Below are 25,947 nucleotides of genomic sequence, written 5' to 3' on the forward strand. Positions count from 1 at the left end.
TAGATTGGTTAGTGATGACCTAATTTATAAAAATTATTGCGATTAACATGCGAAATTATGCAGACAAAAAAAATCCCAAAAACTGAGCAAAAAATCTCAGTTTTTGGGATCAAAGGACATTATTGCGGAACTTATCTTCCTCCTGCGGCTAACGCATTTGGCTTTACAATCGATTTTAGTTCAATATCAAAAACCAGGGGTGTAAATGGGTTGATCGGACCACCACCATTTTCTCCATAACCTAATTTAGATGGAATGATAATTTTAATCTTGCCTCCAACACCGATCATTTTAACACCCTCTACAAAACCTGCCGGCAACTGATTTAAAACAAGTGGCCTGGCGGCGTACTGTGCCATAGGTGAATAAATCCCTGCTTCTTTCGCAGTTCTTGCGTTCGATGTATCAAACACATTAATTTTACCATCAGCTTTTTTATTGGTAAACTGGCCAGTATAATCCACCAAAATGGTATCCGTTAACTCCGCCCGGGTGGCATTTCCCGGTGCTTCAATAATATAATTTAAGCCCGATGCCGTAGTTGTAATTTTTAAATCATTATCGGCAATGTACTTTGCTATTTTGGCTGACTCGTTTGCTTTGTTTTTCGCAATCAAAACTTCATATTCTGCTTTATAAAAATCTCTTTTTTTATTTTCAAAAACGGAATCAGCTTCATTTGCAACTTTATGCAATACTTTTTCAATTTTTACAGTAAAGGTTGCGTAGTTATTTTTAGCTTCTGCAGGTTTCGGCTGCCCAGAATATTTAGCCATTGAATCCAAATTAAGTTTAAACGAGGCACTATCGCCTTCACCTAAAAGCTTTAATGCAGAAACCAGGTCGCCTTTGAACATTGATTTCGTTACCGGAAAAAATGCCGGACGCTCGTTATCGTAAGTATTCACCAGCGTTGAGTCTCCATCTTTGGTTTCAATCATCTGGATTCCATTAAACTTAATGAAATCACCTTCCTGAATTTTAGGCTTTCCTTCGTTTTTGTAAATTTTATAGGTCATGTCTCCTTCGCCTTTTTCGAACTTATTGCAAGAAGTTAAACCTAAAATTGCAGCAAATAAAATTATTAATGTTCTTTTCATTATTACTTAGATTGTATTGCAGACCATGAACCTCATTTGCGTTCATTTCTTCGTTTGGTACCGCTTTTAAACACAAAAATCTTGCCCAATATTACCGGGCAAGATTTTTTATTATTTAGGTTGTAAAGTTCTTATTTAATAGCTGGTGCTGCAGATGCTGCCGGAGCAGGTGCTGTACCTTTTTTAATATCAGTAATCTCAATTTCGAAAACGATAGGGCTGTAAGGCATTATACCAACCTGAGGAGCACCTTGCTCACCGTATCCAAGTTTTGAAGGGATAATTGCTGTAATTTTACCACCTTTTCCAATCAACTGAATTGCTTCTGTAAAACCAGGAATAGTTGAGCCAATAGCCATTTTAGTTGGCCCGTATGGTCTTCCTGCCTGAAACTTACCTTCTTCTTTAGCCGTTTTTTCATCGCTGGTGTCAAAAATTGGGTATTTTCCTTTATCATTTTTCTTTGTCACTCTACCGGTGTAGCTTAAGGTAACAGTATCACCTAAAGCAGCTCTTTCAGCGTTTCCTGGAGCTTTGATAATATATTGCAAACCAGATGCAGAAGTTGTTGTTTTCAAATTGTTATCTGCAATATAAGCTTTCAATTTCCCTTCTTCAGCGTTTTTCTTTTTATCAGCACTTGCTTTGAAATCCGCCTGGAAAAACTCACCAGCTCTTTTATTGAAAGTTGAATCGGCTTCGCCAGCTTTCTTAGCAAATACTTTTTCAATTTTTACGGTAAAAGTGATGTATTTATCATTTTTGAATTGTTCTGGCTTAGGCTGTTTGCTGTAGAAAGCCATTGTATCAAGGTTAACTTTAAAAGTTGCACTATCGCCTTCTCCAAATAAGGTTAATACATCATTCATATCACCAGCATACATTTTTTTCTGAACAGGAAATACCTGAGGGTTTTCCATATCATAAGTGCTGCCTAAAACCGAATCTTTATCATTTTTCTGAATAAAGTTCATTTTAACGATATCACCTTCTTTAATTTTTTCATTTCCTTCAGAATGGTGAATAGTATATAACAAACCACCCGCTCCTTTTTTTTCTTTGTTACAAGCAGCTAAACCTAAAGTTGCCGCCAATAGAACAATTATTCCTTTTTTCATTTTTGTAATTAAACTTGTTTTTATTTGGTTTCTTGCTTTATGCAATTAATTGATTTTTATATTCTTCCAATATGGATTTAAATTCACTTACCACCTCAGCCAAAGGTTTTTCTGAAGCGCCGCCAGCAGCATTTCTATGTCCACCGCCGTTGAAGTATTTCTTGCAAATTTCATTCGCCGGAAAATCGCCTGTAGATCGAACCGATAGCTTCACTTTATCTGTTCTTTCAATAATCAGGGCAGCCAGGCGAACACCATTAATTGATAGGGCGTAGTTTACAACACCCTCGGTATCGCCGGTTTCACTTTTAAAGCGTGAAAGTTCCTCTTTTGTAACTGAAATAATCGCGGTATTATATTCCCTGATCACTTCCAGTTTGTTTGATAAACAGTAACCCAGAAAACGCAAACGATCTTCGCTGGCATTATCGTAAACCGCCTGATGAATTTTCCAATGCTCTGCGCCAAGATCAATCAAATCTGCAGCAATGCGATAAACATTTGATGTTGCAGATTCAAAACGGAACGAACCTGAATCTGTCATGATTCCCGTATATAAACACGATGCCACATCTTTATTGATTCCTGCTTTGTCACCTAATTGGTTCACAATAAAATCGTAAACCAATTGTGCAGCAGCACAGGCATTGATATCCCAATGGCGATAATCGTCAAAATCTTCTGGTTCAAGGTGATGATCTATCATTACCTTTTTAGCACCTGCAGCCCTCACCAATTCACCAAGCTCATTGATGCGGCTCAAGGTATTAAAGTCTAAACAAAATATAATCGAAGCTTCATCTACCAGTTTGGCAGCTTTTTCCTGCTCCTCAGTAAAGATGATTACATCGCCATTGTTCGGCATCCAGTGTAAAAAACTCGGATAGTCTGTTGGCGTAACCACTTTTACATGATGACCTTTTTGAATCAGATATCCGTATAAACCTAATGATGAACCCATTGCGTCGCCATCAGGTTTATGATGCGTAGTGATCACAATTCGTTGTGGCGTAGCCAGTAGGGATTTTAATTCTGTTAATGTCAACATATATTTTTGCGCTGCAAAGCTAAGTAAAAATTAATATTAATGTCAGCTTATTTAACGTTATCCTTTTAATATTCATCAATTAAAACGTATTTTTGCAGAAAATTTCATATCAATACAATGAGCACTAACAGAACTTTTACAATGATCAAGCCTGATGCGGTTGCAAACGGACATATCGGATCGATCATAAACGACATTACCAATGCAGGTTTCAAAATCGTTGCATTAAAATATACAAAGTTAACTGACGAAACTGCTGGTCAGTTTTACGCAGTTCATGCTGAACGTCCTTTCTACAAAGATTTAGTAAGCTTTATGTCTTCAGGACCTATTGTTGCTGCCATTTTAGAAAAAGATAATGCAATTGAAGATTTCAGAAAATTAATTGGTGCTACTAACCCAGCTGAGGCTGCTGAAGGAACTATCCGTCAGAAATATGCTAAATCAATTGATGCTAATGCGGTTCACGGATCTGACTCTGATGAGAATGCTGAAATTGAAGGTAACTTCTTTTTCAAAGCAGACGAACGTTTCTAGTTTTTAAACAAAAGAAAATTACAATAAAACCCCGGTCATTCGGGGTTTTATTGTTTTACCAATTTTGTATCTTTCCAGCATAAAATAATCTATCCAATTAAACGTTGGAAATAATCACAACACGAAACACAATGAAGAAATTTTTATTAGCGGTATGCGTTTCTGGTATCGCTGTTGCAGCAACTGCACAAACTAAAACTGCTGCTAAAAAACCTGTTGCCAAAAAAACAGTTACCACTACTAAAACAACTACGGTTATTACAGGGCTGAGATCAGGCCTTGATTCTACCAGTTATGCTTTCGGAACCTCGATCGGATCAGGCTTAAAATCTACCGGTTTATCTACCTTAAATTACGACGTTTTATTAAAGGGATTGAAAGACGCATTTACCGGCGGCAAAGTAGTTTTAACTCAGGAACAGGCTCAACAATGCATTAACGAAGCCATTACGAAAGCATCAGCTGTAAAAAATAAAGCTGAAGCAGAAGCAAACAAAATTAAATTTGCACCCATGATAAAAGAAGGACAAGATTTCTTAGCAGAAAACAAAAAACGTGCTGGCGTACAAACTACAGCCAGTGGTTTACAATACGAGGTTTTAACTGCCGGAACTGGCGTAAAACCAACGGCTACCGATTCAGTTTTGGTTCATTACAAAGGAACTTTATTGAACGGCAAACAATTTGATAGCTCGTATGACAGAGGCGAACCAATCAGTTTCCCATTAAACAGGGTTATAGCAGGATGGACTGAAGGTGTACAATTAATGCCAGCAGGTTCAAAATATAAGTTCTTCATTCCGTACAATTTAGCTTATGGCGAACGTGGTGCTGGTGCTGATATCCCACCATATAGTGCTTTAATTTTTGAGGTTGAACTGTTAAAAGTTAATGGCAAATAGCCTTAATCAAAACTTTCTTTACGCTTTGATGTTAGCATATACATAATTTAACATCATATGAAAAAGATACTACCTATAGCACTAATCGCATTTTTATGCACTACCTTAAGCAGTTGTGAACTTGTTGGAGGTATATTTAAAGCCGGCATTTGGTCTGGTATCATTATAGTTGTAGTGGTGGTTGCACTACTCATCTGGATTTTAGCCAAAATATTCGGCGGTGGAAGAAGTTAATCTGGCCTAAGAATTAAATCCCATCAAAAGGGTTGATAACTAATCACTATCAACCCTTTTTTTTATCTTGTGATCATGAAAATTTTCAATCTCGAACCCATTACAGTCAAAGAATACATTTTTAATAAATCGTTTTTAGCCCAAAGCCACAGTAGCCACAGCAGTTCTTACGGATTTGATTTTGATTGTAAAGTGATTGATTCACAGAAAACCATGATCATCACATTTGAAATTCTTCACACTGTTGGAGATGGGGATTATGAAGAAGAAATATTCTTCGCCGATGGACCAAATGAGCTCTTAGTTGTAGGTTCATCTACCGTAGCAGAAGGTGCTGGAGACATATTGATGTCATACAAAAGTTCCTGCCAGTTTAACCTTGAAAATGAGGGTTATGATGTAGATATATTGTCGCTTATCGATTTTTTGACAGCCTATCATGTGCATACCCAAAAGTTTCTGGATCAGTATGGTTTCAAATCGTTCGGATTACCTGAAGAAGCATTTTTTCCTCACAATATCCTATCAAACGCGAAATGTGCAATTGAAAATTTACTGGGAAGTCATATGTATGAATTTTGATGGTCTTGCACTTATCCTAACAACACCGGGATTCGTCAACTATCAAACTTATAAAAATACCATTTCAGTTATTACTTCGCTCCCGGCATGTTCATTTAGTTTTTGAATAATCCCTTGACGAACCATTACCAGTTCGTTTTTAATCACCGAAGATTCAATTCTGATAAAAAGTTTTTTATCATGAATGTAAAGTTGAGTTGTTCTGTTGGCAATAGCGGTTCCCATAATTTCAGGCCACACCGCCAGAATAGAGGTTTCATCGAATTTACGGCGTAAGCGATACACGTCAAGCATTTTGCTCACGGCATCTTTCATGGTAATATCATTCGGTTTACGCATTTTTTATTTGTCCCTCTTCTACTTCAAACAAAGTTACATCAACTTCTATTTTTTCAAAAATAGATTTCACTCTTTCTTTGCCTGTATCGGTAATAAATATTTGTCCGAAATCGTGATGAGATACCATTTGCATTAACTTCTGAACACGGCTATCATCCAATTTATCAAATATATCATCAAGCAGCAGCAAGGGTTTGAATCCTTTGTTTTTAGCGAGATAGGCATATTGTGCTATCTTCAACGCAATTAAAAAAGATTTCTGCTGACCTTGCGATCCAAACTTCTTTAACGGCATGCCGCTAATTACAAAGGCCAGTTCATCTTTATGGATTCCAGTGGTGGTACGTTCCAGAACCCGGTCTTTTTCAACCGACTTTTGCAAAAGCTCACCAAAAGCAGCTTCATTCAATTGAGATTGATAATTCAACTCAACGGTTTCTTTGTTTTCGGTAAGGTAAGTATAATATTGGTTAAACAGTGGAATAAACTCATCCATAAAAGCCTTTCGGGTAGCAAATATCTTATTCCCCGCTAAAACCAGCTGCTCATCCAAAATCTCCAGCAGCGTAGGATCATATTTCCGCGTTATGGCAATTTGTTTTAGCAATGCATTTCTGTTGAGCAGAATTCTGTTGTACGAGATGAGCTGATCGAGATAGTGTGAATCGGTTTGAGAAATGACGTTGTCAATAAACTTCCTGCGCTCCTCGCTCCCTTCCATAATCAAATTCACATCATAAGGAGAAACCATTACAACAGGAAATAATCCGATATGATCTGCAAGTTTATCGTATTCCTTTTTATTGCGTTTAAACTGTTTTTTTTGATTACGCTTTACTCCACATGAGATTTTTTCATTTTTATTGCTTCGGTCAAAATCGCCCTGAATCATAAAAATTTCCTGCCCTGCTTTTATTTGCTGGCCATCAATCGGGTTGAAATAGCTTTTACAAAGGCAGAGGTAATGAATCGCGTCGAGCATATTTGTTTTGCCAGATCCATTATCACCCGTAAAAACGTTTACCGTATCCGAAAACTGGATATCAGCATCATTATAGTTTTTGAAATTTAGAAGCGTAATATTCTTTAACCACATAAATATGGCGCAATTTACCGTTTTTTACCCTCTAAATAACTAATGTTTAATTAAATACTTCAAAATAAAGATTGATTCTTTGATTGAAAAATGTATTTTTGCAATCTTAAATTTTTTAAACAAACATGTCTACAACAGATAACCAGACAATTCAACCTACTAAAAAAGGTTCATTCTTACAGGAAAATAACAAGAGCTTACTATTTATAGCAGGTGCTGTGGTTTTATTAATTGGTGTATATTTTTGGTATCAAAATGTGTACTTGAAAGGTCGTGCCGAAGAAGCTGCAAGCAAAATGTTTAAAGCAGAGCAATATATCGGTGTAGATTCTTTATCTAATAAAGCAATTAAAGGCGAAGGCGGTTACCCTGGTTTGGAGCAAATTGCTAAAGAATACGACAATACAAAATCGGCTAACTTAGCAAATTTATATTTGGGCGGAATTTATTTACGTAAAGGCGACTACAAACAAGCAGTGGAATCATTAAGTAAATATAGCGCTACTGGTAGCCCGGTTGCAGATCCTTTAGCTTTAGGTTTATTGGGTGATGCTTACAGTGAATTGAAAGATTACAAACAAGCTTCAACTTATTACAAGAAAGCTTCTGATAAAGCAAGCAAATTTACTTCTCCAATGTTCCTTAAAAAATTAGGTTTGGTTGCAGAAAATCAAAAAGATTTTAAAGGTGCGGTTGAGGCTTACACTAAAATCAAAACGCAATACCCTGAAAGTGCAGAGGCGCAAATGATTGATTCGTATATCGCAAGAGCTGAAGAACAAGTTAAATAATCATTAACTTATACAATATAATGAAGAGATCATCGAAAGGTAGTCTCTTTTTTTGTGTGAGATATTTGTTCTTTTTTAGATTCAAATCAACAAAGAAACTGAAAACGTTTGTACCTAGAATGCTTTACAGAAATCTGGTTACCAACATCTCCCACTCTTCTTCCAAAGAAACCTCCGGACGAACTTCTTTAGCTTTCCTGTACCAATAATCCGCATTCCAGCTATCGCCTTCTTTTCGATGTAAATAGGCATGAATACGCGAAGAGGAAACATCGTTTAAATGATCGACTTCATTGTGAGCATTGTCCCACTCTCCTTTGCCATCATACCAAAGTGCCTTTAATGGAACAGACAAATTTGGCTTTGGCTGATCTAATTTTAAGGATTCTTTGAATTCAGCAAAAGTCATAAGCGTTTTTTTGATGATCTTAGATTATTTATTGAAAGCGGTCATGGTGTGCGCCGGCCCGACAGTTACATAACTCTTAATCAAATCTACACTTTTATCGATCAAGGCTGGAAGCTCCAGCTGTTCATCCTTATCAAATAAACCTAAAACAAAATCTACCTGACGGCCTTTTGGATAATCGCTGCCAATTCCAAAACGTAAACGGGCATAATTTTGCCCACCGCAAACCTCTTCTATACTTTTTAAACCATTGTGCCCGGCGCTGGAGCCCTGAAGTTTTAATCGCAATTTGCCAAGTGGCAAGGCAAGATCATCAACAATTACCAAAACATTTTCCGGCGCAATTTTTAGTTCCTTCATCCAGTAATTTACAGCCTTACCACTTAGATTCATGAAAGTTGTGGGTTTAATTACGTGAAGTTTTTTTCCTTTAAAACTCACCTCAGCATAATAGGCTAAACGAATGTTATCGAAGCTTCCATTCAACTCTTTAACAAGTTGATCGGCAATATCAAAACCTATGTTATGACGGGTATGTGCATAATCCGGGCCTATATTACCCAAGCCAACGATAAGATATTTCATGGCGCAAAGGTAAAAGCTAAAAGCGGAAAGACCAAGGATAAATGGAAGATGTTTGATGTGCGATGGAAGATGGAGAACAGGCAATTGCGAATGTTTAATGGAAAATGGATTATTGAAAGCAAAACAAACAGCATGAATCCTTAAAACCCTCAAATCCCGAATAATCCTGATCAAAAAAAACGGCTCGAATAAATTCGAGCCGTTCTCTGTATAATCAAGAAAATTCTGATTATTTTTTACCTTTAGCAGCTTCAGTTTCTGCTTGTTTTAATGCTCTAGACATTGCAACAGAAACGATAGTATCTTCAGGAGTGTTAGTGATTACGAATCCGTCAACTTTAAGGTCGCGAACGCGGAATAAACTACCTACTTCTAATTTCTCTAAGCTTACTTCAACGTTTTGTGGCATGTTAGCTGGTAAAGCTTTAACGCGAAGTTTACGTAATTTCTGAATTAATTTACCCCCCATTTTAACACCTGGAGAAGTTCCTGTTAATTTAACCGGAATTTCCATCACGATTTCTTTCTCGTCGAATAACTGAAGAAAATCGATGTGCATTAACACGTCAGTAAGTGGGTGGTATTGAGTATCTTTAACGATTGCTTTAGTTTTAGTACCGTTAACATCAATTTCCACAAAATTTACTTCCGGGGTATAAATAACATCTCTTAAATCAGCAATAACTACAGCTAAGTGTTGTTGCTCTTTTCCACCATACAATACCGCCGGAACCTTACCTTCGTAACGAAGTTCCTTGGCATCGCGTTTCCCTACGTTCTCTCTTGGAGAACCGCTAATTGCGATTGTTTTCATTTTATTTATATTTATTTATTAGTAGTAAGTATTTAGTATCGAGTATTAAGACTTAAGTCATATACCTTTTACTTTCAACTTTTTAAACTCTTATTTTGATTAGCGGATGGCGTTTGGCGTTATAAAACGCTAATCGCAAAACGCTTATCTCTAAACCCTAAACAAGTCACTAATCGAACCGTGTTCATTTACATTGGCAATTGCCCTTGCAAATAAACTTGCTGTGCTTAGCACCCTTATTTTTTCGCTCTCCACTCTTAATGGAATCGTATCGGTTACGATTAATTCCGTTAAAACTGAATTTTCTACCGTTTCTACAGCTTTACCAGATAATACGGCATGCGTACAAACCGCTCTTACACTTGCAGCACCATTTTCCATAATCAAGGCTGCAGCTTTTGATAGAGTTCCTGCGGTATCGCAGATATCATCAATCAACACTACATCCTGTCCGGTTACATCTCCAATAATCGACATTGATTCGATTTCATTGGCACGTTTACGGCGTTTATCGCAGATAATCACTTCAGCATTGAAAAACTTTGCAAAAGTACGGGCCCGGTATGAACCACCCATATCAGGCGATGCAATGGTTAAATTTGGCAGATTTAAGCTTTTGATATAAGGAACAAAGATTACCGATCCATCTAAGTGATCTACCGGGATATCAAAGAAACCTTGAATCTGAGCGGCATGCAAATCCATCGTCATGATGCGGTGAATACCTGCAGATTTCAATAAATTAGCTACCAGTTTAGCCCCGATTGCTACACGCGGTTTATCCTTTCTATCCTGACGGGCCAAACCATAATAAGGAACAACAGCCGTAATATAATGTGCAGATGCCCTTTTAGCAGCATCAACCATTAACAAAAGTTCCATTAAATTATCGCTGGGCTGATAAGTAGATTGGATTAAAAAAACATCGCAGCCACGTATCGATTCATCAAAAGAGGGTTGAAATTCACCATCACTGAATTTGTGAATGGTTACATCACCAAGGGGTTTGCCGTAACTTTCAGCAATTTTTAGTGATAGTCCTCTAGAACCTGTTCCGGAAAATAACTTTACCGGGTTAAACTGCAATGGCATGATCCGTGTAGTTTACGGTTAAAAAAAATCGGATCATGTCATTTTACAAACACGATCCGACATTAAATTTTCGTTGTCCGACCTGGATTCGAACCAAGACAAACGGTACCAAAAACCGTTGTACTACCCTTATACTATCGGACAATCTTTTCCGAGAACGTATCCTCGAAAGGGAATGCAAATGTAGGAAGCTTATTTTAATTTTGCAAGAGTGTTTTTAAAATATTTTAAATTTCTTCCTGCCCTTCCTTTATTGCGTTGCAAAGATAAAAAAATCATCATATCGGATGCAACATTTTATTTTTTTATACGACTTTTTTAAGTGAGAACCACTTAAATCATTTATTATCAAAGACTAAATTTTACTATGAATTATTCAAAAATTAACACCATCACGGGTTGGCTGTGCTTTTGTATCGCTGCAATCACCTATATTCTCACTTTAGATCAATCAGTAAGTTTTTGGGATTGTGGCGAATTTATTGCTTCTGCTTTCCGGATGCAGGTGGTTCATCAGCCCGGTGCGCCTATCGTTTCGATGATTCAGCGGCTATTTTCTACCTTGGCCCTGGGCGATAAAAATATGATTGCTTATTTTATGAATATTTCATCGGCCTTGGCCAGCGCCGGAACCATTCTTTTCCTATTCTGGACCATTACTGCTTTAGCCAAGAAAACCATCATCAAAAAAGCAGAAGAAATTACGACTGCTCAAATCATCAGTATTATTGGTGCCGGTTTGGTTGGTGCATTGGCCTATGTTTTCTCTGATAGTTTTTGGTTTTCGGCTGTTGAGGCAGAAGTATATGCGATGTCATCTCTTTGTACCGCAATTGTTTTCTGGGGAATACTTAAGTGGGAATCTACAGCAGATGAACCAAAGGCAGACCGTTGGTTGCTTTTTGTGGCTTACATTATGGGGCTTTCAATTGGTGTGCATCTGTTAAACTTATTGGCTATCCCCGCTTTAATCTTCGTTTATTATTTCAAAAAGAATCCAAATCCAAATTGGAAAAGTGTGTTCAAAGTTTTCATGATCTCTATTTTGGCGCTGGCATTTGTTCAGTTTGGCATTATCCAATATATGATTTCTTTCGCAGCGAGCTTTGATTACTTTTTTGTAAACACCATCGGCTTAGGTTTCGGTTCCGGAATTTTGTTCTTCGCCGTTTTGGTTATTGGAGCATTGGTTTATGGCGTACTTTATTCCATCCGTAAGCATAAAAAAGGGCTGAATTTAATCATGTTGTTTACAGCACTTCTCATTTTTGGCTATAGCTCTTTCGCAGTGTTAATTATTCGGGCACATGCAAAACCCAATTTAAACAATACCGATCCTGAAAACGCCTTTAATTTCTTAAGCTACGTAAACCGTTCTCAATATGGAGATCGTCCGTTACTTTATGGAGAAAACTATAACTCAGAAAAAATAGATATTAAAGAAACCGGGCAACTTTACAGAAAAGGAAAAGATAAATATGAATCAGCAGGAAGCAAATCAGAATACATATTTGCTGATAAAACCCTGGCGCCAAGAATGTACAGCGATAAACCAGAACATATTAATTTTTACAAAAATTACATGGGTTTTGATGATGCACACAAACCAACTTTGAGTGACAACCTAAGTTACATGTTCTCTTTTCAAACCGGACAAATGTACATGCGTTACTTTATGTGGAATTTTGTAGGCAGGCAAGATAATGAAGACGGGCAATTGGGCGGTCGCAACGGGGCCTGGTTAAGCGGCATTAAACCAATTGATGCATTAAGGCTGGGGAGCCAGACCAACTTGCCGCCTTCCATTACTGAAAACAAAGCTTATAACCGTTTCTTCTTTTTACCATTGATTATAGGTTTGATCGGTGCCATCTGGCATTTCAAACGTAATCAAAAAGATGCCGGTATTATTGGACTTTTGTTCGTGTTTACTGGCGTGGCGATTGTGATTTACCTGAACTCTGTTCCCATCGAACCCCGCGAAAGAGATTATGCTTACGTGGGTTCATTTTATGCTTTCGCCATTTGGATAGGCTTAGGTGTTTTCGGACTGAAAGACTGGATTTTTCAGAAATTCTCTCCCGCAAAGGCGAGTATTTTTGCTTCGTTGATGGCAGTTTTAGCCGTTCCAGTTTTAATGGCAAGTCAGGGCTGGGATGATCATGATCGTTCTGACAGTCATGTGGCGCATGATATGGCTGTAAATTATCTCGAATCTTGCGCTCCAAACGCCATTCTTTTCACTTATGGCGATAACGATACTTATCCTGTTTGGTATGCTCAGGAGGTTGAGAATGTTCGTCCGGATGTTCGCGTAGTGAATTTAAGTTTATTTACTGCCGATTGGTACATCGACGGCATGAAAAAGAAGCAAAATCAATCTGAGCCTTTGCCGCTAACCATTAAACCTGAACAATATGTGGCGGGCACCAGAGATGTGATGTATTACCAGGATTTTAAAATCGCTCAGCATGTTGAGCTGAAAGATATTCTGGAGGTGCTGCTTTCTGAAAACGATCAGGATAAAGCAACCATGAGTGATGGCTCGAAGTATAATATCCTGCCAACTAAAAACCTAAAATTAACGGTAAACCCTAAGCAGGTTTTAGATACCGGAACCGTTCCTAAAGAAGATGCAGGCAAAATTGCCAACAGCATGGAATGGACTTATGCCGGGAACTATGTTGGTAAAGGCACCCTGGCTTTGTTTGATATTTTAACACACAACAATTGGGAACGGCCGATTTATTTTACGAGTGCCATGCCGAAAGATCAATATGTAGGCCTCGATAAATATCTTTATACAGAAGGCCTGAACAAAAGATTACTTCCGTTAAAACCAGATAGCGCTGCATCAGAAAATGAGGAATTGATTAATCCGAAACCCATGTTCAACAATTTGATGAAAGTGTATGCGTACGGAAATATTAGAAACGCCAATCACCTCGACAGACAATCGGCAGATGACGTAACTTATGTGTCGAACATGTTCGGCGGCTTGTTAACAAAATTAATCGACGAAGGGAAGATTAATGAAGGAAAAGAATTGATGAATAAATATTTCCAGGTGATTCCAAACCGTTTTTATACGATGCGCCAAGTGGTGAGCACTTTTTATGTTACAGAAAGCCTTTATCGCTTAAACGATTTAAACCGGGCAAACGCAATGATCAGTAAAACTGCGGAGCACATCAATAAAGAGCTAACTTATTTAGCCGATGTATCGGAGAGTAAAAATCAATTGGCATCAGAACAAAATGTTCGTATTTACCTGACTTATCTGGCACAGATGGTAAAGCTAACCCAAACATTTAAGCAGCATCAGCTTAGTAAAAAAATAGAAAATCAGTATAATGAATTGATTAATCGCTTTACGCCATTTGCTACAAGCTAAATTAAAGCACATCAATATAACCCATAAACAGCATTTCAGATTCTGTTTATGGGTTTTTTAATTTTAACCAGGCCTGAAAGGTGTGAAAATGCTTCATCAAAATGCACTGAAGCCGTTAAATATTGTTAAATCAATCCAAAAATTTACCTGTTTTATCGACTAGAATAGTTAATTTCGGCAGCATTTTTATGTGAAAACAGTTTTTAATATCATTAAATAAACCAATGAATTATTCAAAAGTCAATAACATAGTAGGCTGGATCTGCTTTTTAATTGCCACAATAACTTACGTTTTAACCCTTGAGCCATCAGCAAGTTTCTGGGATTGCGGAGAATTTATCGCGTCAGCATTTAGAATGCAGGTAGTACACCAGCCAGGTGCACCATTGTTCTTGATGATCCAACGTTTCTTTTCGGTTTTTGCCGCAGGAGATTTAACCCGCATTGCTTACTGGATGAACATCGGTTCGGCCATTTCAAGTGCAGCAACCATTTTATTTTTATTCTGGACGATTACTGCATTGGCTAAAAAAACCATTGTAAAAGCTGGCGAACAATTAACAACCGGCAACTTAATCAGTATTATGGGTGCTGGAGCCGTAGGTGCTCTGGCTTATACATTTTCTGATAGTTTTTGGTTTTCTGCTGTAGAATCTGAAGTTTATGCCCAATCGTCATTATTTACTGCCATTGTATTCTGGGCAATATTAAAATGGGAAGCGCATGCTGATGAACCAAAAGCCGATTGCTGGTTACTATTTATCGCTTATATTATGGGTTTATCAATTGGTATTCACTTATTAAACTTATTAACCATTCCAGCGTTAGCGTTCATCTATTACTTTAAAAGAACAGGCAAAGCAACCACTTCAGGAATTGTAAAAACCCTGGTTGTTGGCATTTTAATTCTGGCTGTAATTCAATATGGTATTATCCAGTATTTGGTTTCATTCGGCGCTTACTTCGATTTATTCTTTGTAAACACCCTAGGTTTAGGCTTTGGAACCGGTGTATTGTTTTTTGCCATTTTGTTAATCGCAGCATTGGTTTGGGGAATTCGTTATTCTATCAAACACCAAAAGAAATTATTAAACCTGGGTTTGATTTCTACGGTATTGATCATTTTTGGTTATGCTTCGTTCTCAATGATTATCATCAGGGCTAAAGCTGACCCTAACTTAAATAACAGTGCGCCAAAAGATGCTTTCTCTTTCTTAAGCTACTTAAACCGTGAACAATACGGCGATAGGCCTTTAGGTTATGGTCCAAACTATAATTCAGAACGTACAGGCATTAAAGAAGGTGGCAAAACCATCTGGAGAAAAGGCAACGACAAATATGAGAAAGCTGGCGTAAAAACTGATTACGAGTACAATAACAATACTTTATTGCCTCGTATGTATAGCGATGACGCCAGACATGCAGCCTTTTACAAAGAATGGATGCGTTTGGATGATGCCAAAGTGCCTAACCTGGTTGATAATGTTGGTTTCTTGTTCAGCTACCAGATTGGTTATATGTACATGCGCTACTTCATGTGGAACTTTGCTGGTCGCCAGAATGATGAACAAGGGCAAGGAAGTGGCCATGAAGGCACATGGATTAGTGGAATTAAACCAATTGATGCATTGTTGAGAGGAAATCAGGATAATTTACCACCATCAACAGTTGACAATAATGCTTACAACCGCTTCTTCTTTTTACCATTAATTATGGGAATCATTGGTGCATTGTGGCATTTTAAACGCAACCAAAAAGATGCAGGTGTAGTGGCTTTATTGTTTTTCTTCACTGGTATTGCCATTGTTTTATACCTGAATCAAAAACCTTTGGAGCCACGTGAACGTGACTATGCTTATGTAGGATCGTTTTATGCCTTTGCGATATGGATTGGTCTCGGGGCACTGGCCATTAAAGAATGGTTGTTTAAAAAATTGTCACCAACCAACGGTGCTGTGGCCGCCACAGTGATCGGTTTATTGGCTGCTCCTGTAATAATGGCACAACAAGGATGGGACGATCACGATCGCTCAACCAAAATGGTTCCTCATGATATTGCATTGGATTATTTACAATCTTGCGCACCGAATGCAATCTTATTCACTTACGGTGATAACGATACCTACCCATTGTGGTACATTCAGGAAGTGGAGAATGTTCGTCCGGACATCCGCATTGTGAACCTGAGTTTGTTTGATACAGATTGGTACATCAATGGTGCGAAAAAGAAACAAAACGAATCAGAACCGCTTCCAATTTCAATGAAACCTGAGCAATATGTTCAAGGCGAACGTGACGTGATGCCTTTTGACCAGAAAATTGACGGAACAGTTGAATTGAAAGATATTGTTGAGTTGTTGCTTTCTGATAATGATGGCGATAAAGTAATGATGCAGGATGGAACAAAATCTAACTTCCTGCCGACTAAAAACTTTAAAATCACCATTAACCCGCAGCAAGTATTAAGCACTGGTACAGTTAGCGCAGCTGATGCATCGAAAATTGTTCCTGAAATGACCTGGACTTTCAATAAAGGTTACGTAACTAAAGGGACTTTAGCTATGCTTGATATCCTTGCACACAACGACTGGAAACGTCCGATTTATTTTGCTTCTACAGTTCCATCAGACCAGTACAACGGTTTAGATAAATATTTATACAACGAAGGTTTAGCTTTACGTTTAATGCCTTTGAAACCAGATACTACTGCATCTGAAGAAAGAGCGGAACAGTTAAACACACCAGTGCTGTATAATAATGTAATGAACAAATTTAAGTGGGGCAATATGAAAACGGCTAAATACCTTGATCCACAGTCATCTGATGATACGTTCATTTTTACTAACATTTTCAGCAACCTTACGGGAAGTTTAATTAAAGAAGGTAAAACCGCAGAGGCTAAAAAAGTAGTTGAAAAATATTATGCGGTAATGCCTCAAAAATTCTTTGGCATCCGTACTGTAGTGGTTAAATTCTACATGGCAGAAAACTTATATAAGCTTGGCGAAACAGCCAGGGCCAATGAGATTTTAACGCAGTCTGGAGATTACATCAATAAGGAGTTAACCTATCTTGCCGATCTTTCTGCTACAAAAGGCTTAACTGGATCGCAAAATATTCAAACAGGTTTATATTATTTAGACAGAATGATTCGAATTGCTAAAGCAAGTGGACAAGATAAAGTAAGCGCTCAATTAGAGAAGACATTCTCTGGCTTAGAAGCTAAATTTTCTGCTTACTATTCGCAACAAGCGCCGCAGTAATTATTGCGCTTAGAAATTTTTAAAAGCAGCTTCATTCATTTGAAGCTGTTTTTTTTTTGCCCAAACCTCATAGGTTTTAAAAACCTATGAGGTTTATGCGCATTAATAGCCTTACGATTCCATCGTAAAATACGATCGTCTATTTACACGCTTGTTTGAAACGAGCGTGGGCATTTTACCATAAAGACAAAAATTAGTGCTTGCAATCGTTTTGTGCTTGCGCTCGTTTCTAACGAGCGCATTAATAGCCTTACGATTCCATCGTAAAATACGATCATCTATTTACACGCTCGTTTGAAACGAATGTGGGCATTTTACCATAAAGACAAAAATTAGTGCTTGCAATCGTTTTGTGCTTGCGCTCGTTTCTAACGAGCGCATTAATAGCTTTACGATTCTATCGTAAAATACGATCATCTATTTACACGCTCGTTTGAAACGAGCGTGGGCATTTTGAACAACCTGTAAAACAAAAAATCCCGCCTGGCAAAGCCAGGCGGGATTCCAAATTTATTTAATTAATGATTATTCGTTTACAACACCCATCTCACAGAATTTCTCAATTCTTTGCTCAATCATTTTATCCGTTTTAATTTTGCCTAAAGCAGCCAAATCTTTCACGATATATTCTTTTAACGTTTTGCCCATTAATTCCGGGTCTTGATGCGCACCCCCAAGCGGCTCAGGAATAATTCCGTCGATCAGCTTGTTGCCAAACATATCATCAGAAGTTAACTTTAAGCATGCTGCAGCTTTCTCTTTGAAATCCCAGCTTCTCCATAAAATTGAAGAGCAAGACTCAGGAGAAATAACAGAATACCAGGTATGTTCCAACATATAAACCTTATCGCCGATACCTATACCCAAGGCACCGCCAGATGCACCTTCGCCAACAACCACACAAATGATTGGCACACGAAGGACTGACATTTCTAATAAATTACGGGCAATTGCTTCGCCCTGACCGCGTTCTTCAGCTTCTAAACCAGGGTAAGCACCCATGGTGTCAATAAAAGAAATTACAGGTTTATTAAATTTTTCGGCAAGGCGCATCAAACGCAGAGCTTTACGGTAACCTTCCGGATTAGCCATACCAAAATTGCGAAACTGGCGCTCTTTGGTATTTTTACCCTTTTGATGACCGATCACCATCACCGTTTGACCATTTACCGTAGCAAAACCGCCTACAATTGCCTTATCATCTTTAACCGTTCTATCGCCATGTAGCTCGATAAAGTCATCGCAAATCATGCTGATATAATCAAGCGTTTGCGGACGATCAGGGTGGCGGCTCATTTGAACCTTATTCCATCCCGTTAAGTTTTTATATAAATTGTTGGTGGTTTCTTCTAATTTGCCATCAAGCTCGTCTAACGTGGCAGACATATCTACCTTGGTTTTGTCGGCAACTTGTTTAACCTTTTCTATTTGCTGAACTAAGTCGGCAATAGGTTTCTCAAAATCGAATGAAGTTTTTATTTGCTGCATAATTGAACCACAAAAATAAGTAATTATTTTTAGTTTGCAGGCTTGTAATCATAAATGCTTTTTTTCTTGTAGATTTTGGAAAGCACTGACAGCACATTTAGGTTGGTGTAGCCCCGCCCCCGTTCCTGCCACGATGAAGAATCGTGGGCCTCCACTCAGGTCGGGTTTAGCTTACACAGGCCATTTCTGCTATTTGCGGTTTACAGCAAAAAGCCAAAGTAATTTAGCCCTGATTGCAGCGGAAATACTTTTTGTAGCAGCAGCCCTAAATAAACTGTCATCCTGAGGCACGAAGGATCTGCAACCGATGAAAGAGATCCTTCGTGCCTCAGGATGACAGCTGTTTAAAAAGATTGAAGCGCAAAGCAGGACGAACTTAAATAGTTGAACTGCCCTTGCGCTCCAAATTGTTTTTATAAGATTTTCCCGCAGATTTACGCAGATAAATAAACGCAGATTTAAACTGATTTAATTTTAACCTCAATCTTCCTAAAATCCATTTATCCTCAAAAATTCTGGTTAAAACTTGGCCGCCTCACCTGCTTTTGGCAAAGCCTTTTTAATAAACTCGCGAATGTGATTGTTAGAATTTTTCAAATCCTCTTTACGTAAATACATCATGTGCCCGCTGCGATAACCTTCCCAGCTCATCCGATCCTGAAATTTCCCTGCAGCATCCAGTTGCCACATGCTGTATTTGGCATTGAAGTAATCGCAAGCACCATCGTAATAACCCGATTGTACGAGCAAGTGTAAATAAGGGTTCTGCGCCATCGCCTGGCGGAGATTATCACCGGTTTGATCGCCACTCCGATCCCATGGATAAACCGAGCCAAACATGTTGTATTTGAGGTCGGTTTTGTAGTTGAGTTCGTTGCGGATGTACATGTTTATGGCCGGCGTAAACGAATGCAGCCACGAAGTCAACTCCGCGTTGTAGTCCGGTCCATCGCCTGCGCCCATTTTATCGATACCGCGGTAACGGGAATCCAATCTGCCTACGGTAAATCCCTTATCCCGCATCAGTTCTTTCCAGAAGAAATTAGTAGGCACATTCAGGTTATAATCAATAATTGTTTTTTCAGACAAGCCAGAATAACGGGCCATTTTAGCGGCAATGGCTTTCTTTTTTTCGGCACTTAACATGCTTCCCTGAGAAATGGCAGGGATCAGTTCATTGATGGTAAAAGTTTCCACTTCAGGCAACATGGCCGTTAAATCTTTCGATTGTAAATCCTGAGGCAACAACTTGTGGTACCAGGCCGTTGCTGCAAAATACGGCAAACGTAAAGCCGCTTCTACCGGACCACCACGTTCAATGCCTAATTCTGTCGGCGAAACCAGCACAACACCATTCAAATACATCCACTGGTTATTTTGAAGTTCTAAAGCCAAACCCGAAACACGGGTAGTTCCATAGCTTTCGCCAATTAAAAACTTCGGCGACGCCCAGCGGTTATTTCGCGTAACGAAAGTATTAATCCACTCGGCTAAATACTTGATATCTGCCCGAACACCGAAAAATTTGTTGGTTGGAATATCTTTGCTCACGGCACGTGAATAGCCGGTGTTTACCGGATCGATGTAAACGATATCGGCCACATCTAAGATAGAATATGGATTCTCTTTGTAACCATAAGGCTGAACCGGATAACCTTCATCATCAATATTTAACACTACCGGCCCAGTATAGGCAATGTGCATCCAAACTGAAGCTGAGCCTGGTCCGCCGTTAAACGAAATAACCAAAGGTCTTTTATCGCGATTGGCAACATCACTTCTTTCATAATAAGTATAAAACAGGCCTGCAATTGGTTTTCCATCTTCATCCCAAACCGGCAGTGTACCGGTTGTGGCTTTGTAAGGAATAGTTTTGCCATCTACATTTACGGAATGGTTGGTAATTACCGTGCTTTCTACCTTAATGGCACGTTCATTTCCTGTTGATTTTGGTTCATCTTTTACGATAGCCTGAGGTGAACCAGCGGCATCTTTTGTCGGATTTCTTTTAGGTGCTTGTTGTGCATGACTAAAAAAGCCAGTGAGCAAAATGGTGCTTAGTATAAGTTTGAATTTCATTTAGTTGAGTTTGGTGGATAAATATCAAATTAAACTGGCTTTAATCAAAACGCCCATTAGAAATGTTACGCATAAAAAAACCGGCATCGAATTTAATTGATGCCGGTTCTACAATGGATATAAATCTCTTATTTATCCCACCAAACTTTTCCTACCAATTTATCGCCGCCAGGAACCGCAGCTGATGCAACTTTGTAATTTGCTGCATTAGATACTCCTTCAATAAGCGGATAAGGAAAACGGCGTGGAATGGAGCCGCCAGTATTTGTATTTGGGTAAACAATAGGCACCAAAGCTGGCAAACCTGTTCTTCTCCAGTTCGACCAGGTTTCGTAAAAATCAAGCATGGTAATGGTATGTGCCCAGTACTGCGTAGATATCATTTCTAAACCATTTGCAGCAACATACGGGTGTGCAGCCAGGTAGACAGCCGCATCTCCTGCACTTACAGCCATACTCGCATCAAACTGAGAAAGGTAAGTCATTGCAGCAGTTACACCGGCGTTGTAATGTGTTGCCGCCGAACCACCTATATTAAAACGTTGTGCCGCCTCCGCCCAAAGCAATTCTGTTTCGGCATAAGTTAAAATAATGGTATTGCCATCTCTTTTCAACATGCCTGGATTTGGTGAAGAGTAATCAGTAAAATCAGTGTAGGAAGCATCCTGACGAACATCTCTTCCTGCAATACCGCTTAAATCTTTACCGTTCGGCATTCCCTTTTGTACAGCTGCTGTGGTTACGAATGCAGGATTTTGAGCTTTCGTTACATCAGTTAAATACAATTTGGTTACCGCAACCTTGCTTAAACGTGGGTCGTTGTTTGTTTTTAGGTAATTGATAAATGTATTGCTCCATCTGGTATAATAATTCTCCTGACCACCATCGCCTAGTAAAACCTGGGCAGCTCTGTTTTGCGTTACCCTACCACCATTTGCATCATGTTTAAATAAAGCGTTGTCGGCATCGCCAGTCATGGTTTTTCCAACTGCTTTGTTGATATAGGTTTGTGCTAAAGTAGCATCAGCTTTTGTTAACCTCATCGCCATGCGCAACATTAAACTTGCGGCAAAACGTTTCCATTTATTCACATCGCCAGCATAAACCAAGTCACCAGTTACGGCATCGCCACCTACAGTCAGTGCAGTTCCGGCTTCATCTACTTCTTTTAACAAATCAGTATAAATGGCTTGTTGTGCATCGTATTTTGGATAAAGATTTCCGCTGTAATAACCTTTTCCGGCATCAAAATATGGAACGTCGCCATACAAATCCGTCAACCGTTGAAAAATCAACGCTTTCCAGATTCTTCCAATCTGGTGTACATTATTATACTGTGCTTTGCCTTTGGTAAACTCTACTAAATCTGCTGCATATTTAACCTGATCAGGATAAGCTTTTTCCCAGTAGGCCGCAGTGTAACCTTCGTTTAACATGTATTTATCGCCAGCCCAATAACCAATTACGGATGACATACCTTGCATCATGGTAGATGCATAGATCAAGTTGCCACGCCAGGTTTCATAAGCAAAATCGACACTACCGGTGTAATTTAACTGAGCGGTTGAAAGTAAGTAGTTCGGGTTATATTGTTCCTGATTAACCGACAAAGGGTCGGTATTAATTTTTTCGAAGTTTTTGGTACAACCTGTTATGAGTGCTAGGCCTGATAATAAAAGTGGTACGTATAATTTTATGATCGTTTTCATTTTCAATTCTTTTAAAGGATTATAACTTAACACTTAAATTTAAACCATAGGTGCGTACCGGTGGAACACCACCCAACTCCATCCCTGGAATAGTAGCGTTATAACTCGATTCCGGATCGATGTTATCCGTTCTTTTCATCAGGATAAATAAGTTACGCCCAACAAAACTCACGTTTAAGCCTTTAATTTTGTTGTTAAACATTTTAGCCGGGAAATTATAACCAAGGATTACCTGGCGGAATTTGATGAAGCTTGCATCCTGTACGAATTGTTTTGAAACATTGTTCGCATAAGTGCCGTAGTAATTTGCCGCATTAACACCCAATTGATCACGATTTTCGAGTGTGGCCTGATGTAAACCGAAAACATAACCGTAATAATCAGTAGCAGAGAAAATTTTCCCGCCCCATTTACCATCTATTAAAAATGACAGGTTAACCCCTTTGTAACTAAATTCGTTATTCCATCCGGCAGCCCACTTGTGGTAAGCCGAGCCATAATCTTTTAATTCACCGCGTTGTGGTACACCATTAGTATCCTTTACGATATTTCCATTACCGTCGTATAAGAAATCATAAGCCATAATCTGAGCAATTGGTTTTCCGGCAAGGTTTTGCAAGAAGCCAACATTACTTCTCGAAGTGGCCAAAGGTTGCGATGCAGTACCCGGAGCCAGGGTGATTACCATATTATCGTTACGCGATCCGTTGATACTGGAAGTCCAGCTGAAATCCTGATTTTTCAGCACTACGCCAGAAATCAAACCTTCGAAACCACGATTTCTCAGTTTACCAATATTCAAAACCGCACCATTATAACCGGTTGTTGTTGAGGTTGGTACATCAATAATTTCATCCTTTGAATTTTTGTTGTACCAGGTAAAGTCAACATTCAAACGATCTCCGAAAAACCTCAATTCTGTTCCAATTTCCAGCTCAGTAGCACTTGATGCGAATAAAGATGCATTGGGAATGGCGCCGTTTACAATGTTACCCAACGGATTATTATTGATGGATTCGCTACGCAAATTGTAATACAATTGTGTTTGGAAAGGATTAGTAGCCTGGCCAACGCCAGCGTATCCAGCTCTTAACTTACCAAAGCTTAGAAAAGATGGTTTCCATAATTCAGAAAACACAAATGATCCACTAATAGCAGGATAGATTGTATATAGTTTATTATCTCTTCCAGGCGTTGCCAAAGTAGAAAACCAATCACTTCTTGCACTTCCTGTTAAATATAAAATATCCTTATACGTTACTTCTAAAGTTCCGTAAAGAGATTGTGTTTCCTGATCCTGTTTATATGCCGATACTGATTTCCCACCCGTATTGGCCAAAGTATAAATGCCAAAAAGTTGAAAATTTGCACCACCGTTGGTTACACCTTCACTTTGTGTTCTGCGGTAACTTGCGCCAATATTTGGTGTGATGGAGATGTCATCAATTTTGAATGATTTACCAATCAAACCATCTACATTGATATCAGAAAATTTACTGTTCTGTTCGGTATAACCACCATCAGCATCATAGGCTGTACCTGAAGGCGTAACGGCGATGTAGTTGTCGTTATAAGAATCTCTTCCTGCCCGGGCTTGTAAAAATAAGCCGTTATCGAAAGTATATTTCGCACTTACCGAACTTAACAAACGTTCTCGCTTAGTATCGTGGATAAAATCATTTGCCGCGAACCAGGGATTGGTTGCATACGGATTGCCGGTATTGTATGAAAGCTCATTTCCATCTGGCTTTTTGCCCGGCTGTAAGGTTGCAATGTTTACACTGGTTGGTAAAAAAGCCGCATTGTAATTGGCGTTGCCTGCACCATCAGATAACATCGGACGGTTTTTAGCCTGCTCTAAAATATAATTTACCCGTGCATCAATCACCAGATTTTTTATCGGATCAAAAGTGCTTGATAAAGTGAAATTCTGCCTGTTCAAACCCGAATTAGGCACCACAGAACGGTTGGTTAAATCACTTGCCGACAAACGAATTACACCACCCGTGAAAGATTTATTCAATGCCAAAGTGTTGGTCCAGCTTCCACCGGTTCTGTAAAAATCTTCGATATTATTTTTTTGAGCCGTGTATGGCCTGCTTACGCCATCAAACTGAATCACATTCGATCCATCTAAGGGTGCACCCCAGCTCGAACTCCCTGTAGATGCGGCAGCCAGTTGTGTGGCCGGTTTTTGCCCATTTACCCCCTGACCATAAACATATTGCCAGTTGGTTCTGTCCATTACCTGTTCAGCAACATAATTGCTGCTAAATTCTATGCTGTTTCCTTTGCCACTTTTGGTGGTAATTAAAATAACACCAGCTTTTGCCCTGTTGCCATAAAGTGCAGATGCTGCAGCACCTTTTAAAACCGAAATACTTTCAATATCATCAGGATTGATGTTACTGATCGCATCGCCTAAATCTGGTGCATTGTCATATTGCCCACCATTGTTCCCAATACCGATAGTGCTTTTATAACCTACCGGAGCGTTTTCCATTGGGATACCATTTACCACATAAAGCGGCTGACTCGATGGACCCATACTGGAAACACCACGAATGGTTACGTTGGTTGCGGCACCGGCACCACCAGAAGTTCCGGCAATGTCTAAACCTGCAACTTTACCAACCAAAGAATTGGTGATGTTATTTTCACGGGCCTGGGTCAGCGTTTCACCACCAATCTGCGTAACAGAATAGCCAAGCGCTCTTCTTTCCTTTTTAATTCCTAACGCCGTAACTACCACATCGGTTAGTTGTTTGGTATCTTCAACCAGAACAATGCTGATTGTGGTTTGAGTACCGATGGAAACTTCTTTGGTTTGAAAACCTGCATAAGAAACCACCAACACGGCATTTTCGGGCGCATTCAGGGAGAATTTTCCATTAATATCCGTTGAGGTTCCGATACCTGTACCTTTCACACGAACGCTTGCGCCAGGAAGCGCACCACCCAGTGCATCTTTAATTGTGCCTGTAATCGGCACCTCTTTATTTCTGCTAATGACGATTAATCCCCCTTCAGAAACAGAATATTTCAGGTTGGTTCTGTTTAGAATGGCAGCTAAAACATCCGTCACCAAAGTATTGGTCACAGTGATGCTTACGTCTTTATTTACTGGCACGTATGAAGCGCTATAAACAAAATGATAGCTACTTTGCTGTTCAATAATTTGTAAAACCTTACCCAGTTTTGTTTTCTTCACATCGAGTGATATCTTTTCCTGAGAAAAAACCGATGCAGAAACATTAAGGCAAGTAATGAAAACCATAATACAGGCCAATTTCATTAGCATAATGAATTTTAAAAGCTTCCGGCGTAGCGGATGCCCTTGCAGTAAGTAATAATTAATCATATTTTT

Annotated in this window: 20 protein-coding genes; 7 read left to right on the forward strand and 13 right to left on the reverse strand. The window is 38.9% G+C overall.

Annotation, left to right across the window (positions count from 1 at the left end):
* Positions 1–131: 131 nt before the first annotated feature.
* The 3 genes from R2Q70_RS15215 to R2Q70_RS15225 all read right to left on the reverse strand — a co-directional run bounded on the left by R2Q70_RS15215 (position 132) and on the right by R2Q70_RS15225 (position 3,266).
* Entirely contained in the window at positions 132–1,100 is a 969-nt protein-coding gene (locus tag R2Q70_RS15215; protein ID WP_316808416.1) for an FKBP-type peptidyl-prolyl cis-trans isomerase, read from the reverse strand.
* A gap of 131 nt (positions 1,101–1,231) precedes the next feature.
* Positions 1,232–2,218, reverse strand: a complete 987-nt coding sequence (locus R2Q70_RS15220) for an FKBP-type peptidyl-prolyl cis-trans isomerase (protein WP_316808417.1) — start codon at positions 2,216–2,218, stop codon at positions 1,232–1,234.
* Between the two features lie 37 nt (positions 2,219–2,255).
* Entirely contained in the window at positions 2,256–3,266 is a 1,011-nt protein-coding gene (locus R2Q70_RS15225) for a bifunctional oligoribonuclease/PAP phosphatase NrnA (RefSeq protein ID WP_316808418.1), read from the reverse strand.
* A 117-nt stretch (positions 3,267–3,383) separates the two neighbouring features.
* On the opposite strand from R2Q70_RS15225, the gene R2Q70_RS15230 reads away from it, so the two are divergent.
* From R2Q70_RS15230 to R2Q70_RS15245, 4 genes are all read left to right on the forward strand, one after another.
* A complete protein-coding gene (locus tag R2Q70_RS15230) occupies positions 3,384–3,803 on the forward strand; it encodes a nucleoside-diphosphate kinase (protein WP_010601951.1) in 420 nt (139 codons plus the stop codon).
* 131 nt (positions 3,804–3,934) lie between these two features.
* Positions 3,935–4,705, forward strand: a complete 771-nt coding sequence (locus R2Q70_RS15235) for an FKBP-type peptidyl-prolyl cis-trans isomerase (protein WP_316808419.1) — start codon at positions 3,935–3,937, stop codon at positions 4,703–4,705.
* 57 nt (positions 4,706–4,762) lie between these two features.
* Positions 4,763–4,939, forward strand: coding sequence for a hypothetical protein (locus R2Q70_RS15240; protein WP_010601953.1), 177 nt, complete (start codon positions 4,763–4,765; stop codon positions 4,937–4,939).
* Positions 4,940–5,014: 75 nt separating this feature from the next.
* A complete protein-coding gene (locus R2Q70_RS15245; RefSeq protein WP_316808420.1) occupies positions 5,015–5,521 on the forward strand; it encodes a hypothetical protein in 507 nt (168 codons plus the stop codon).
* Positions 5,522–5,569: 48 nt separating this feature from the next.
* On the opposite strand, the gene R2Q70_RS15250 is transcribed toward R2Q70_RS15245, so the two are convergent.
* Both R2Q70_RS15250 and recF read right to left on the reverse strand, forming a co-directional pair.
* Positions 5,570–5,860: a DUF721 domain-containing protein gene (locus tag R2Q70_RS15250; RefSeq protein ID WP_316808421.1), complete on the reverse strand. Its 291-nt coding sequence runs from the start codon at positions 5,858–5,860 to the stop codon at positions 5,570–5,572.
* Positions 5,853–6,956: a DNA replication/repair protein RecF gene (gene recF / locus R2Q70_RS15255; RefSeq protein ID WP_316808422.1), complete on the reverse strand. Its 1,104-nt coding sequence runs from the start codon at positions 6,954–6,956 to the stop codon at positions 5,853–5,855. Before recF ends, R2Q70_RS15250 begins: the two co-directional genes overlap by 8 nt.
* Before the next feature lie 125 nt (positions 6,957–7,081).
* On the opposite strand from recF, the gene R2Q70_RS15260 reads away from it, so the two are divergent.
* Positions 7,082–7,747, forward strand: a complete 666-nt coding sequence (locus R2Q70_RS15260) for a tetratricopeptide repeat protein (RefSeq protein WP_316808423.1) — start codon at positions 7,082–7,084, stop codon at positions 7,745–7,747.
* Positions 7,748–7,871: 124 nt separating this feature from the next.
* Here R2Q70_RS15260 and R2Q70_RS15265 read toward each other — a convergent pair whose 3' ends face one another.
* The 4 genes from R2Q70_RS15265 to R2Q70_RS15280 form a co-directional block, all read right to left on the reverse strand.
* Positions 7,872–8,156, reverse strand: a complete 285-nt coding sequence (locus R2Q70_RS15265) for a hypothetical protein (RefSeq protein ID WP_316808424.1) — start codon at positions 8,154–8,156, stop codon at positions 7,872–7,874.
* Between the two features lie 24 nt (positions 8,157–8,180).
* A complete protein-coding gene (gene pth, locus R2Q70_RS15270; RefSeq protein ID WP_316808425.1) occupies positions 8,181–8,741 on the reverse strand; it encodes an aminoacyl-tRNA hydrolase in 561 nt (186 codons plus the stop codon).
* A gap of 229 nt (positions 8,742–8,970) precedes the next feature.
* On the reverse strand, positions 8,971–9,555 hold the full coding sequence (locus R2Q70_RS15275) for a 50S ribosomal protein L25/general stress protein Ctc (protein ID WP_316808426.1): 585 nt from the start codon (positions 9,553–9,555) through the stop codon (positions 8,971–8,973).
* Between the two features lie 150 nt (positions 9,556–9,705).
* Positions 9,706–10,647: a ribose-phosphate pyrophosphokinase gene (locus R2Q70_RS15280; RefSeq protein WP_010601960.1), complete on the reverse strand. Its 942-nt coding sequence runs from the start codon at positions 10,645–10,647 to the stop codon at positions 9,706–9,708.
* 367 nt (positions 10,648–11,014) lie between these two features.
* Between R2Q70_RS15280 and R2Q70_RS15285 the strand changes: the two genes are divergently transcribed.
* Positions 11,015–14,041, forward strand: coding sequence for a protein O-mannosyl-transferase family (locus R2Q70_RS15285; protein WP_316808427.1), 3,027 nt, complete (start codon positions 11,015–11,017; stop codon positions 14,039–14,041).
* Between the two features lie 224 nt (positions 14,042–14,265).
* Positions 14,266–17,304: a DUF2723 domain-containing protein gene (locus R2Q70_RS15290; protein WP_316808428.1), complete on the forward strand. Its 3,039-nt coding sequence runs from the start codon at positions 14,266–14,268 to the stop codon at positions 17,302–17,304.
* Positions 17,305–17,829: 525 nt separating this feature from the next.
* Here R2Q70_RS15290 and R2Q70_RS15295 read toward each other — a convergent pair.
* From R2Q70_RS15295 to R2Q70_RS15310, 4 genes are all read right to left on the reverse strand, one after another.
* Positions 17,830–18,792 carry an acetyl-CoA carboxylase carboxyltransferase subunit alpha gene (locus tag R2Q70_RS15295; RefSeq protein WP_316808429.1) on the reverse strand — a complete coding sequence of 321 codons (963 nt, stop codon included), beginning with the start codon at positions 18,790–18,792 and terminating at the stop codon, positions 17,830–17,832.
* A gap of 519 nt (positions 18,793–19,311) precedes the next feature.
* Positions 19,312–20,871 (reverse strand): S10 family serine carboxypeptidase-like protein, encoded by a 1,560-nt coding sequence (locus R2Q70_RS15300; protein ID WP_316808430.1) that lies wholly within the window; start codon positions 20,869–20,871, stop codon positions 19,312–19,314.
* A gap of 128 nt (positions 20,872–20,999) precedes the next feature.
* A complete protein-coding gene (locus tag R2Q70_RS15305; protein ID WP_316808431.1) occupies positions 21,000–22,580 on the reverse strand; it encodes a SusD/RagB family nutrient-binding outer membrane lipoprotein in 1,581 nt (526 codons plus the stop codon).
* A 19-nt stretch (positions 22,581–22,599) separates the two neighbouring features.
* On the reverse strand, positions 22,600–25,941 hold the full coding sequence (locus R2Q70_RS15310; protein ID WP_316808432.1) for a SusC/RagA family TonB-linked outer membrane protein: 3,342 nt from the start codon (positions 25,939–25,941) through the stop codon (positions 22,600–22,602).
* Positions 25,942–25,947: the final 6 nt, after the last annotated feature.

Origin of the sequence: Pedobacter agri (assembly GCF_032678665.1) — a bacterium.
Classification (GTDB): domain Bacteria; phylum Bacteroidota; class Bacteroidia; order Sphingobacteriales; family Sphingobacteriaceae; genus Pedobacter; species Pedobacter agri_A.